The sequence below is a fragment of the Paenibacillus sp. 01T422 genome, from assembly GCF_056398785.1.
Genome location: NZ_JBFTQB010000073.1, coordinates 1 through 12,336, shown reverse-complemented (window position 1 = coordinate 12,336; position 12,336 = coordinate 1). Strand labels below are relative to the sequence as shown.

General features: G+C 47.2%; 12 protein-coding genes. 6 read left to right on the top strand and 6 right to left on the bottom strand.

What is annotated here, in order from left to right; genetic code table 11:
* The first annotated feature begins 83 nt into the window (after positions 1-83).
* Positions 84-299, top strand: a complete 216-nt coding sequence (locus AC1DUA_RS06190; RefSeq protein WP_477498891.1) for a hypothetical protein — start codon at positions 84-86, stop codon at positions 297-299.
* Positions 300-622: 323 nt separating this feature from the next.
* Here the strand turns inward: AC1DUA_RS06190 and AC1DUA_RS06185 are convergent, their stop codons facing one another.
* Genes AC1DUA_RS06185 through AC1DUA_RS06160 form a run of 6 tightly spaced genes read right to left on the bottom strand, consistent with a single transcriptional unit; the run spans position 623 to position 5,919 of the window.
* Positions 623-1,591: a GDP-mannose 4,6-dehydratase gene (locus tag AC1DUA_RS06185; protein ID WP_477498890.1), complete on the bottom strand. Its 969-nt coding sequence runs from the start codon at positions 1,589-1,591 to the stop codon at positions 623-625.
* Positions 1,592-1,613: 22 nt separating this feature from the next.
* Positions 1,614-2,384 carry a hypothetical protein gene (locus tag AC1DUA_RS06180; RefSeq protein ID WP_477498889.1) on the bottom strand — a complete coding sequence of 257 codons (771 nt, stop codon included), beginning with the start codon at positions 2,382-2,384 and terminating at the stop codon, positions 1,614-1,616.
* A gap of 13 nt (positions 2,385-2,397) precedes the next feature.
* Positions 2,398-3,177 carry a hypothetical protein gene (locus tag AC1DUA_RS06175; protein ID WP_477498888.1) on the bottom strand — a complete coding sequence of 260 codons (780 nt, stop codon included), beginning with the start codon at positions 3,175-3,177 and terminating at the stop codon, positions 2,398-2,400.
* A gap of 11 nt (positions 3,178-3,188) precedes the next feature.
* Positions 3,189-3,965, bottom strand: coding sequence for a hypothetical protein (locus tag AC1DUA_RS06170; protein WP_477498887.1), 777 nt, complete (start codon positions 3,963-3,965; stop codon positions 3,189-3,191).
* A 24-nt stretch (positions 3,966-3,989) separates the two neighbouring features.
* Complete coding sequence (gene glf, locus AC1DUA_RS06165) at positions 3,990-5,111, bottom strand: UDP-galactopyranose mutase (RefSeq protein ID WP_477498886.1); 1,122 nt, start codon at positions 5,109-5,111, stop codon at positions 3,990-3,992.
* A gap of 31 nt (positions 5,112-5,142) precedes the next feature.
* Entirely contained in the window at positions 5,143-5,919 is a 777-nt protein-coding gene (locus tag AC1DUA_RS06160) for a glycosyltransferase family 8 protein (protein WP_477498885.1), read from the bottom strand.
* Positions 5,920-6,179: 260 nt separating this feature from the next.
* On the opposite strand from AC1DUA_RS06160, the gene AC1DUA_RS06155 reads away from it, so the two are divergent.
* The 5 genes from AC1DUA_RS06155 to AC1DUA_RS06135 form a co-directional block, all read left to right on the top strand.
* Complete coding sequence (locus tag AC1DUA_RS06155; RefSeq protein WP_477498884.1) at positions 6,180-7,505, top strand: UDP-glucose dehydrogenase family protein; 1,326 nt, start codon at positions 6,180-6,182, stop codon at positions 7,503-7,505.
* Between the two features lie 43 nt (positions 7,506-7,548).
* Positions 7,549-8,415, top strand: coding sequence for a UTP--glucose-1-phosphate uridylyltransferase GalU (gene galU / locus AC1DUA_RS06150; protein ID WP_477498883.1), 867 nt, complete (start codon positions 7,549-7,551; stop codon positions 8,413-8,415).
* A gap of 27 nt (positions 8,416-8,442) precedes the next feature.
* Positions 8,443-10,311 carry a hypothetical protein gene (locus tag AC1DUA_RS06145; RefSeq protein WP_477498882.1) on the top strand — a complete coding sequence of 623 codons (1,869 nt, stop codon included), beginning with the start codon at positions 8,443-8,445 and terminating at the stop codon, positions 10,309-10,311.
* Positions 10,312-10,360: 49 nt separating this feature from the next.
* Positions 10,361-11,515 (top strand): glycosyltransferase family 4 protein, encoded by a 1,155-nt coding sequence (locus tag AC1DUA_RS06140; RefSeq protein WP_477498881.1) that lies wholly within the window; start codon positions 10,361-10,363, stop codon positions 11,513-11,515.
* Between the two features lie 32 nt (positions 11,516-11,547).
* The coding region (locus tag AC1DUA_RS06135) for a CotS family spore coat protein (protein ID WP_477498880.1) at positions 11,548-12,336 on the top strand (789 nt) is incomplete at its 3' end.

The following is a 12,336-nucleotide window of genomic DNA, read 5'->3' as shown; positions in this document are numbered from 1 at the left end:
GAATCGGCGTTAACTACAAGTAACCTGTCTACTCAATTGCACAGCTCCAAGGGGGCGATCCACTAAGGCGCCGTAGCTAGGATATGGCCGCCGCAGCTAGGATAGATGGAAAAACTACCGTTAATCTGAGCAGTTTAGTGGCTGGGAAGGAAATAACGGTAGACGCTCCAGCTAAATCGTCGATAGCGGAAGAAATTTGGGTATACTTGGTAAAATTAGCGCCAGGAAATCTAGTTAGTTGGGTAAAAGTGGAACATTTGCAGCAAATATCAGGAGGAATCGGCGTTAACTACAAGTAACCTATCTACTCAATTGCACAACTCCAAGTGGGCGATCCACTAAGGCGATCTACTCACTTGCTCAGTGAGGTTTAATCCCCGTCATGCGCGCTCAGGATCCCAAGGGGCGATCACACATGGTTGTCGGAAGCAAATTAACGGAGAATTCCCCGTTAATTATCCAGCACGCCAAGCGTAGCAAGTGCCTCCCACATGAACAATTCGTCCATGGTGTGATCCCTCAAACCGCAGGAAAAGAAGCTCTCCCACAAGTCATCAAATGACCGAGGGAGAGCTTCTTATAGGTCAGCCGCTTCCTCATTTCCAGAGGAAGCTGGCCCAGCTTACGCCAGCGGCTCTTCCTCCAGCCACTGCACGAAGCGCTCAATTCCCGCCTCCAAGCTCGTGGATGGCGTGTAGCCCAACAGTGTGTGCGCTTTCTCAAAATTGGCCCATGTCCGAGGGACATCGCCAATTTGCATCGGCTTCCAGTGGATGATCGCCTTCTTGTTCATTGCATTCTCCAAGACGGTGACAAGGTTCAATAAACTAGTCGGATGGTCGTTCCCGAGGTTAAACACTTCGTAGCCGGGGTGGTCGAAATCGATGGATTTGCGGATGCCTGCAACGATATCGGCTACATACGTATAATCGCGACTTGTTGTGCCGTCTCCGAACAGGGAGATGGGCTCGCCTTTTGCTATTTTTTGGGCAAACAGATGAATAGCCAAGTCTGGTCGCTGCCGGGGACCGAATACGGTGAAGAAGCGCAGAGCGACAATCGGCAAGCCGAAACAATGGCTGTAGCTGCGGCACAGCGCTTCGCCCGAGGCTTTGGTAGCGCCGTATGGCGAGGCGATGAGGAGGGTCGGGTCGGTTTCCGAGAATGGCACCTTATCATTCAAGCCGTACACGGAACTCGACGATCCAAAAACAAATTTGGAAACGCCATATTTGACTGAAGCATCGAGCAGATTGACCGTACCCGCAAGATTGACGTCGACGTAGGTGCTCGGGATTTCGAGGGAAGGCCGGACACCCGCTTTGGCGGCCAGATGGACGACGGCATCCGGTTTCCAAGCGCTGAACACGCGGTCCATGCTGGCTCTGTCCCGGATGTCAGCTTCAACTAGTTCGTATCTAGGTGAGCGCAAATGGTTGTGAATGTTCTTCTCCTTCACTTTGCGATCATAGTAGTCATCAAAGTTATCGATCACAAGCACTTCGTAGTTATCATCCAAGAGAAGAGAGTCCACCAGGTGGCTTCCGATAAACCCCGCGCCCCCGGTAACCAGAATCCTTTGTTTCATCATGGTTTCCTCCTTGGTTGCCTGATTATAATGAACTTATCCAAGCGCGTACAGAATCGTCTTTGACGGGGTGAGCGAACATGACTTCTGATTTCTGTGAAGCCTCTTGAATTTCTTGCAAGGAGATATTCGGCCGATAGCGGAAACACTGCCTGATCTTGCTAGGATATTCTTGGCACCTGGCCCCGCTCTGCATGGCTAACGTCATGTACAGGATTTCTCCCAGCGCAAAGACATCCGTTTTGGCAAGGATTTGCTCGAACAACGGTTTGTTCACTCTGGCCAGCATGCTCTTCACCAGACTATGCCGATAAACCTGCATCGGGTTGAACGTGCCGTAGAAGTGATTGCTTTGGAAAAACGGCTGCCAAAGCCCCCACTCCTTCCACATGCCCAAAGCGGTTGTCCAATTGCTTTTGTGAGGCGTTGTCTCTGTTTTTAGAGCCTCGACTAAACAATCGTAGTCCTCCATGTGATTGCTCAGGAACGACTCAAATCCGTCGTGAATGAACATCACATCATACTCGGTATAGACCAAATACTCGTAAGGAATTCGCATATCTTCCAGCCATCTTATGACGTCATAGAAGAATCTCCCGGTCCGTCCTCTGCGCAAGGGCCTGCTGTATGGACAATAGAGGATGTGCTCGCTCTGACATACCTCTTTGCCGAAGTTTCTGTCGGTGCCGCCATTATAAAGCACGATGAAAGCATGCGGGTTATACTTTCGAAGATTCCTAATTTGTTGACGAAGCGCAGGTTCGTTCTCGTGTGCCAATAGAGCGAAACAAATCATGCAGCTTCCTCCTTTATTTTCTAAGATTAAAAATCCAGTCGCGAACTTCTGCGTCCTTGACGGGATGTACGAACATGACCTCAGACTTCTGACTGGCCTCCTTGGCGTCCTCCAGCCGAATGCGATGGTACACGCGAAGGTACTCTACACTTGGCTTAGGGTAAGCTTTCAAGCGACCGCCGCACTTTTTGGCCAAAGTAATATAGAGCATCTCGCCTAAGGCGTACACATTCGTAGCGTTAAACAACTCTTCCAGCATAGGTGTATCGATTATGGCTAACATCCGCTTAAGGATGGATCGTCTATATACTTGCATCGGATTAAAGGTTCCATAGAAATCGTCGGTCTGGAAGAAGGGCTTCCAGCGGTGCCATTCCTTCCACATCGTTTTGCCGGGAATCCACCAGTTGCGCTTCCGGTCCTTCTCGTGGCGGATCAATTTCACCAGACAATCGTGGTCCCTGAGCTCATTCTCAACCATTCGTTCAAATCCGTGATTGACGAACATCACATCATATTCGGTGTAGACTAAGTAGTCGTAGTTGACGTTCTTCTCCTCCAGCCATCTCATGACGTCATAATAGAAACGCCCCGTCTTCCCCTTCTGCAGAGGCCTGCTGTATGAGCAGTACATGACTTTCATTTTTCTGCAAAGGGCTTTGCCGAAGTTTGCATCCTGTCCGCCGTTGTACAAAACAATGAGTACATTATTCGGATTATATCTGCGAATGTTTCGGATCTGTTTGTAGAGGGCGTTTTCATCGGCATGCGCTAATAGTGCAAAACAGAGCATGTTCCAGCCTCCTAGGGTTGATTAAAAATCCAATCACGAACTTCCGCGTCCTTCACGGGATGAACGAACATAACTTCAGGTCGGCTTTTAGCCTCTTTGATTTCCTTCCGTGTAATAGCGGGTCGGAACCTAAGAAAACGTTTGGTGTTATCCCCGTAAATTTTGCATTTGCCGCCATATTTTTTGACTAATGTAATGTAGAGCATCTCACCCAGACAAGGAATGTTCGACGTATCAAAGAGATGCTCCAGGCGCTTCTTATCCAGTCCTGCGAGCATTTGTTTAATAATGCCATGACGGAAAACGGACATCGGAGAGGAAGTTCGGTAGAAGGAATCGGACTGGAAAATCCTCTTCCACCTTTCCCAGTCCTTCCACATGTCTCTGGCAGGAGCCCACGAAGCATTCCTCGGATCGACTTCTTTGCGAAGTATTTTGACCAGGCAGTCGTAGCCTTCCATTTTACTTGCCAAGTACTCGCGAAAACCTGTATTGACAAACATGATGTCATATTCCAAATAAACCAGGTAGTCATAAGCCAACTTTTTATCCTCCAGATATCTCATGACATCATAGAAGAATCGACCGCTGGTACGCTGCTTCAAAGGACGGCTGTAGGGACAGTACATGACCTTCTCGTCTTCGCAAACCTTTTTACCGAAATTCGCATCCTGTCCGCCGTTGTAGAAGACGATTTGGACATCCTGGGGATTATATTTACGAACATTTCGAATTTGATTGCGTAATGCTTGTTCATCCTCGTGGGCTAACAATGCCATATAAATCATGAATGCAGCCTCCTCTGCCTACGCTTATTTCTGAATCTCATTATGGAAAAGCGTTAATGCACGAGCTACGGCCTGATCCATATTGTAGTATTTGTAATCGGCCAATCTTCCGGCAAAGAGCACTTTATCCTTGATTTTGTCGGCTTCCGCTTGGTACAGCTTATAAAGGTCCTTGTTTTCATCGCGTGGAATCGGATAGTAAGGCTCATTTTTTCCTATGGTATAGGACTCAGGGTATACGTAAGAAATGGTTGTTTTGGGGGACTGCTGGCCAGTAAGATGCTTCTGCTCCAGAACCCGTGTGTAGTCGTATTCATGCGGATAGTTGACTGTCCCAACTTCCTGATGATACTCCTTATCCAGCGTATCGAATTCAAAGCGCATGCTGCGGTACGGCAGCTGTCCATGCATATAGTCGAAGTACTCATCAATTGGGCCTGTATAGATCATTCGTTTGTATGTTATCTCGCCAATGAGCTCTTTGTAGTCGGTATTTAGTAGAGTTTTAATGTTTGGATGGTTGAGCATTCTGTTGAACATAGGCGTATAGCCGTGTTTGGGGAGTCCTTGGTAGGTATCTTGAAAATAGCGGTTATCCCGTGAGATGTAGACAGGAACTCTTGCGGTCACCGACGGGGCGAGCTGTTCCGGATCTAACTCCCAGTGCTTCAGTGTGTATTTGTAAAATACGTTTTGATATATAAAATCGGCCAGGTCGCTTAATTCTCCGTTTGCGCTTTGGCGAAGCTTCAGGATCGGAACTTTGACCCCATAACCGAAGTGGTCAATCAGCAGCGCTTCCAGCTTTTCTGCATATTTGGGAGGGAATAAGGCATAGATGGAGTTGAGATTAAAAGGGACAGGCACCTTCTTGCCGTCAATAACCACGCGCACTTCATGGAAGTAAGGACGCCACGGAGTGAACAAGGAGAGGTAATTCCAGACCATACTCGAGTTCGTATGGAACGTATGTGAGCCATACTTATGGATCAGTATGCCGTGTTCGTCATAGCAGTCATAGGAGTTACCGCCAATATGATCTCTTTTATCGACAATCAGGACCTTCTCTCCCAGTTGGGAGGCAATTCGCTCTGCCAGCGTTGCGCCTGTAAAGCCTGCGCCAATGATTAACCAATCTGTTTTCATTACTTGACCTCCTGAACGTTGGGCTGCGCTGCTAGTCTAGCTTCCAATTGGTTTTTTTCGCATATTTGAGATACTCATCTTTGAACTTGGGATTGTGATAGCTGTTCCACGGTTTCTTGTCTGTTGTGTAATGAATGATAGCTGGCTCGAAACGCTGGTGATGGGAACGATGCACTTGATAGTTCCATTTGGGGTCCAGCTTCAGCCATTTCTCGTGCAGCACGGCGTTTAAAGCATCCTGATCCATGAATTTAAGCTTCTCCGGATTTTTTCTCATATAATGTAGAACTTTCTCCGAGGTTTGGTTATCTCTCCACTTTTTCAAGTTAAGGAGCAGCACGCCTGCGTTAAAATAGCCAGAACTTTCCGGGATGGAAAGCTCCTCGAAACGAAGCACTTTCCCCGGGATTTGCACAGCTCCGAGATGATATTTGTCAATGTTTACATCCCACAAGCTGGCAATATCTGCTTTCACAATGAGATCACAATCCAAATAAAGCGCTTTGCGGACATCCTTCGGCAAGAGGGCTGGAATCGCAATCCGATAGTAGGTTTCTTTACTCAAATGGTAACGAACGACAACATCCTGAAAGAGAGCGTCTTCCACCGTCAGATAAGCAAGTTCCACTTGGAATGATTTCAATGCATTATGAAGCTTCTGCTTGTTCTCGCTAGATAGATTGCCGTCGATCACATAGAGGGAGATGGGCCGATTCGATGATTTATGTTCGAATAAAGAAGTAAGCATCACCGCTAAGTGTTTCACGTACTTGTTGTTGGTAGCCACGACGATATGGATTCTTTCCAAGCGTAATCCTCCTTCGTACACACTGGTTTTTACCCGTCTAGATATTTGTATTACCGGAAGGAAAGGGTGGTTTGTACGTTTGTCCCGAAAAGCAGAATAAAGCTCTCCCGAGTAGGTAAGAGTTGATTTTTCCTAGGGGTTAGTTATCCGTCCGAGTTTGTAGTAAGACAAGGCGCATACACTTTAAGATGACAGTGATTAATGTCTACCCGCACCTGCGGTTAGCATCAATGAACTCTACACAACAAGGGAGAGCGGCCATGAAGATTTGCATGATTGGAACTGGTTATGTAGGACTCGTGGTTGGGGCATGTTTGGCGGAAATGGGGCATCAAGTGATTTGCGTGGATAATAATCCTGCCAAAATATCCGCCTTGCAGAACGGACAATTGCCCATTTACGAACCTGGATTGGAACGGCTGGTTGAACGAAATGTGCTAGAGAGTCGGTTAAGCTTTTCGCTTGATATTAGCGAATCTGTTGCACAAAGCCAATTCATTTTCATCGCTGTAGGCACCCCACCGGCTGAGGACGGGTCTGCCGATCTGACTTATGTGATGAAGGCGGTTGAGCAGATTGGCGCAAGTATCCGAGATTATGCCATCGTGATTACCAAATCAACGGTACCTATCGGCAGCAGCGAGCGCATACGGAGCATCATTGAAGAGCAGTTAAAGAACCGAGGGCTCACGGATTTGGAATTCGATATTGTATCGAATCCGGAATTTTTAAGAGAAGGCGCTGCCGTCAATGATTTCTTGAACCCTAACCGAATTGTTGTCGGGAGCAGCAACCCCAGAGCTTTGGCCTATATGGAGAAGCTGTATTTGCCGCTTACGAGCAAGGGATTTCCTATTGTCCACATGGATATTGCCTCTGCTGAGCTTGCCAAATATGCTTCCAACGCTATGTTAGCCACACGGATAAGTTTTATGAATGAAATGGCTGGAATTTGCGAAGCTGTCGGTGCAGATATTGAACGGGTGCGTCAAGGGATGGAGCTCGATCATCGGATTGGCAGTTACTTTTTATCGGCTGGAGTTGGCTATGGGGGCTCATGTTTCCCTAAGGATGTACGGGCTATTATCCAAAGCGCCACGGAGCGAAACATTCCAACGCATATCCTGGAAGCCGTTGATAAAGTCAACCATAAGCAGAAGAAGAAGTTGTTTGAGATGGTTGAAAGCCATTTTGGTGAAGATTTGAAGGGACTCAAAATAGCAGTGTGGGGATTGTCCTTTAAGCCGGAAACCGATGATATTCGTGAAGCACCGTCCATTGAGACCATCGAACAGTTAAGGAAACGCGGGGTTCAGATGCAAGTGCACGACCCGGTTGCCCTGCAGAATGCGTACCAGGTTTTGGGTGAAGAGAATATCACGTATTTCACAGGGCCCTATCAAGCACTTATGGATGCGGATGCACTGTTGATATTTACGGAGTGGAAGCAGTATCGATCGGCGGATCTTGGCCGTATCAAGAGCTTGCTGAAGCAGCCAGTACTTTTTGACGGAAGGAATTTATTCAATCCCTATATGATGAAAGAAGAGGGATTCGTCTATCAAAGCATCGGTAGGATGAAGTGATCGTTCATCCTATCCCAATTCACACAGAAGGATGATGATCATTATGAAGGTTCGGAAAGCAATAATTCCTGCAGCAGGTCTGGGCACCCGGTTCTTACCGGCAACCAAAGCGATGCCAAAAGAGTTGCTGCCGATCATTGATAAACCTACGATTCAATTTATCGTAGAGGAAGCGGTTGCTTCAGGCATTGAGGATATCATCATTGTGACGGGAAAAGGCAAGCGGGCGCTGGAGGACCACTTCGACAACGCTTTTGAGCTGGAACACCATTTGCAGCAAAAAGGGAAACTTAAAATGCTGGAAAAGGTGCAGGAGCCGGCTCAACTGATTGATATCCATTACATCCGCCAAAAAGAGCCGAAGGGCTTAGGCCACGCCATCTGGTGCGCTAGAAAGTTTATTAATGATGAGCCGTTTGCCGTACTGCTTGGCGATACATTCGTACAGTCCGATGTTCCCTGCCTGAAGCAGATGATGGACTATTTCGACCGCTACAAAACATCGATTATCGGTGTGCAGCCTGTCAATCCGAAGGATGTTTCGAGCTACGGCATCATCGATGCCCAGCTGTTATTCGACCGTTTCTACAATATTACGAAGCTTGTTGAAAAGCCAGAACCTCAGGAGGCTCCGTCTAATCTTGCTATGATTGGTCGATATATTTTGACTCCTGCTATTTTCAATATATTAGAGGGGCAGGAGCCTGGTGTTGGGCAAGAAATCCAGCTGACCGATGCGATCTCGAAGCTGAATGAGCAAGAGGCCGTTCACGCTTGTGAAATTAATGGCGTCTGGCATGATGTTGGAGATCATCTAGGTTACGTGAAAGCGATTCTTGATATCGCTGTGCAGCGAGAAGATTTGAGACAGCCGATTTTGGACTATATAAGGTTTATCGAAAAGAAATAACGATCGGCTTAAAAAGGAGCGAGCGAAATGACGCGATTTGAAGTCAAAGGTGACAAGAGGTTTCTTGTAATCGGCAGAGTGGGCGATACCTCTATCCATCAGCAATGGCTGCAGCCTGCGGAGTATAAAAACTTCGATCTTTGTCTGAGTTATTTCGGTAATACGCCACAAAGGTATGTGAACGATTGCGACTTCTATCATGAAATCCCAGGGTTGAAATGGCCTACGGTGAAGGATACGATTGAAGCCTTTGGGGATGGAATCTACCACTATGATGCGATCTGGATGCCGGATGATGATATAAGTGCTAATGCTTATGACATTCATCGGATGTTTGAGATTTTCATGGAGCAGGGTCTGGATCTAGCACAGCCGAGCTTAACGCGGGACTCCTATTATGGACATGGCATTACATTGCAAAATAGTAATTACTATTTACGATATTCCCAGTTTATCGAGCCGATGGTTCCACTTTACACTAGAGAGACTTTCCAGAAGCTGCTGCCTACGTTTAAAAAGAGTGAGTCGGGCTGGGGCCTTGATTTTGTTTGGCCTAAGCTGCTGGGCTATCCGCATCAGAAATTAGCCATTATTGATGAGGTCGCTGTCAAACATACAAGACGTGTCGGGGGCGGCGAACTCTATAAAAATATATCAGGCTCCCAGTGGGACGATTTGTATCGAATTACTGCTGAATATGATGCAGCCGTCAACTTCCGAATGACCCATTATGGCGGCAAACCGAAGGGCAAACGCGTCATGTTCGCGCTGCTAGCTCACAAAGATGAGCACGTTCTTGCTGCACAGATCGAAAATATTCGTAAATTCAATCCGGAAGCGGGCATCGTGCTCTATAACGGAGGCGAAGACAGCCAATTCGGCAAAGGCATGGATGCAGCCATCTGCGAGTACAGCCGCCACTTGACATGGGGGCACCTGGCTCCTTTTCTGTGGGACGTCATGAAGTGGTTGGATGAGCATCAGGTGGACTACGAATATTTGGTGAATCTTGACGATGATATGCTCTTCGTGAAACCTGGCTTTGAGGGTTATCTGGATCAAACGATGCGAGGTTACGACTGCATGGGCTGGGATATGCAAACCAGCCGCAGTGTACGGGATGCAGATAACATGAATAAGCAGTCGATGTGGGCAGAATGGGGACGTTGGGGCTCCCTATTCCAGACAGATCACTTCGTCCGCTATTTTAATCCAACACAGGTTTACCGGCGTGGCATTGTTAAGAAGATGCTTAAAGCTGCGGATGTCTCGTTGGTTGATCAATGGCTTTCTGAGAGCCAGGTTGTGGCATTAGAGGAGTTCTTCTTCGTTACATTCGCTGCAGCGCTGGGTGGGAAATGCCGTGAATTTCCACGGGACCAACGATTGAATGTGATGCGGCATGAGCATGAAATTGAGCAGAATGAAGCGCACGCTGCCATGCATCATTACATGTATCATACGATCCATCCTGTCAAAGGAGATCGGCTCCTACACCTGCACAATCAGCTGATGGCCGGAGATATTCCTTACGTGGATCCGAATCCGCCACAACCACAGCCGCTTCCGCAGCCGAGTCCTGTTGTGCGAGTGAAACGTCCACTGTTACGGAGGAAACCTGCTGCGCTGAAGAAAAGACTGCTTCCAAGGAAAAAGACGATGCTGAAAAAAGCAGCTGGTAAGAGAAAGAGAGTGTTAAACAGTAAAAAACCGCTCCTGAAGAAAAGGGTAAAAGCTGTCATTCCTAAGAAGCCCAAAAGAGGGAAAAAGCGAATTCAGCCTAATCCAGGCATGAAGAAACTCTCAGCTCCAGGAGGAGGCTGGGCTAAGCCCCGATCGACCGTATGGAGCAAGTTTGGCAAGAAGGTGGCACGTAAGTCTAGAAATGTGGCGTGATCATGAGGATCGAAACCTCCACTAAGAAACACCGATTGGAGTGGTAAAGTTGAAGATTGCATTCATTTGCACTGAAATGCTTACCGTTCCGCCTATTAGGGGTGGTGCCGTTCAAATTCTAATCAATGGCGTCACCCCGCATATTGGCAGTAGGCATGACCTCACCATTTTCTGCATTACGGACCCTGAGCTTCCTAATCGGGAAGTAGTGGCTGGAGTCAAGTATATACGGATTCCACGCGAGGATTATGAGAATGGCGTTGCCAGGGAACTATCCAAACAGAACGCTGGTAACCAAAAGTATGATGTCATCCATGTGTTTAACCGTCCGAAAAATGTGCCTGTGTATAAGGCAGCTATGCCGAACGCCCGTTTTGTTGTTAGTTGCCATAACGAGATGTTCCGAGAAGGGAAAATTACGCCGGAGATGGGTCGATCTGTAATCAGAACGGTCGATAAGATTATGTCGATCTCCAATTATATTGGCCAAACGATTACCAGCCGTTTCCCATCGGCTAGGGGCAAAGTGAGGACGGTATACTCGGGTATCAATTTGCAGCATTATAAGCCGATCTGGACACCTGAAGCGCAAGCCCTTCGGAAGGAACTCCGCAAAAAGTTTGGCGTGGAAAATAAAAAAGTCATCTTATTCGTAGGCCGATTAAGTAAAGCAAAAGGTCCTGACGTTCTGATCAAAGCCGTCCAGCAGATAAGCAGAACCCATAAAGATGTCGTTCTCGTCATTATTGGAAGTAAGTGGTTCCATAATGAGCAGCTGGATGAGTACGGAGCAAGCCTTCGCTTGCTAGCCAAGTCGCTTGGGGAGCGGGTGGTCTTCACAGGTTTTGTTCCACCTAGTGAGATTTCGATCCATTATCTGCTCGGGGATATTTTCGTCTGCTCCTCCCAGTGGCAGGAGCCTCTGGCTAGAGTCCATTTTGAAGCGATGGGTGCAGGACTTCCCATCATTACAACCAATCGCGGAGGGAATGCTGAAATTATAAAGCAGAATGCTAACGGTATAGTGATCGATGATTATAGCAATCCAGGGGCATTCGTAAACGCGATTACATTCCTGCTATCCAATCCTGCCGAAGCGCTGCGTTTAGGAAAAGCAGGCAGAGCGCTTGTAGAGAGCAACTTTGGTTTCGAGCATGCGGCTAAGCGGCTTGAAAGCTTATACACTCCAGATAAAAGAAAATGAGCTTGAGACCATACATCTACGGAGGTGTCAGCATGGATACTACTTTCACGGACGTAGTGAAGAAGGTTATGACGCACTATCCTTTGAAGGTGAAACATATTTCTCTCTTATCTTTTAAAGGGAAAAAAGCAGTCTGGTCCATCCAAACCGACATGGGTGAAAGAATCATGAAGAAGGTTCCATTCAATGAAACCCATATTGATTTCATGCTCCATGCCATTAACCATCTCAAGTCCAATGGTGTTAATACGCCTGCTGTGATCAAAACTAGTTCGGGTCAAGGTTATGTGAAGCTAAATGGTGAATACTTCGTCGTTTTTGAAACCGTATACGGACGCTCTCCGGAATATAACAATGATAGTGATTTATCTCTTATGCTAAAAGGAATGGCGGCTTTTCACCGAGCATCCAGGGGGATCGAATCTCCCAATGGTTTCTACCCTTCCTACTTGTTGACGAAGTGGAAATCAGATTTGCAAACAAGAATGGATCGCCTGAAGGCCTGGAAAGAGCAGCGCCAGCAGGTTAAAAATAAAAATGAATTTGACCGTGTATTTCTGGCGAATGTGGATACCTTCGTGCAGCAAGCGCAAGCAGCGCTTACGACGCTGAATCAGCCGTATTATGAACAGTGGGTGAAGGAAACAGAGATCACCAAAACACTGTGCCATCAAGATTTTGCGGCGGGTAATTTGGTTGTAGGCAAAGATGGAAAGCTCTATGTCTACGATATGGATTCCTTGACGGTAGATTTACCTGTGCGCGATATGCGGAAAATATTAAACAAGGTCATGAACAAGGACGCCAACTGGAACTGGAAC

Excerpts from the sequence above, each read along its gene's own strand:
- AC1DUA_RS06190 (WP_477498891.1), top strand. The coding sequence starts at position 84 with ATGGCCGCCGCAGCTAGGATAGATGGAAAAACTACCGTTAATCTGAGC.
- AC1DUA_RS06185 (WP_477498890.1), bottom strand. The coding sequence starts at position 1,591 with ATGATGAAACAAAGGATTCTGGTTACCGGGGGCGCGGGGTTTATCGGA.
- AC1DUA_RS06180 (WP_477498889.1), bottom strand. The coding sequence starts at position 2,384 with ATGATTTGTTTCGCTCTATTGGCACACGAGAACGAACCTGCGCTTCGT.
- AC1DUA_RS06175 (WP_477498888.1), bottom strand. The coding sequence starts at position 3,177 with ATGCTCTGTTTTGCACTATTAGCGCATGCCGATGAAAACGCCCTCTAC.
- AC1DUA_RS06170 (WP_477498887.1), bottom strand. The coding sequence starts at position 3,965 with ATGATTTATATGGCATTGTTAGCCCACGAGGATGAACAAGCATTACGC.
- glf (WP_477498886.1), bottom strand. The coding sequence starts at position 5,111 with ATGAAAACAGATTGGTTAATCATTGGCGCAGGCTTTACAGGCGCAACG.
- AC1DUA_RS06155 (WP_477498884.1), top strand. The coding sequence starts at position 6,180 with ATGAAGATTTGCATGATTGGAACTGGTTATGTAGGACTCGTGGTTGGG.
- galU (WP_477498883.1), top strand. The coding sequence starts at position 7,549 with ATGAAGGTTCGGAAAGCAATAATTCCTGCAGCAGGTCTGGGCACCCGG.
- AC1DUA_RS06145 (WP_477498882.1), top strand. The coding sequence starts at position 8,443 with ATGACGCGATTTGAAGTCAAAGGTGACAAGAGGTTTCTTGTAATCGGC.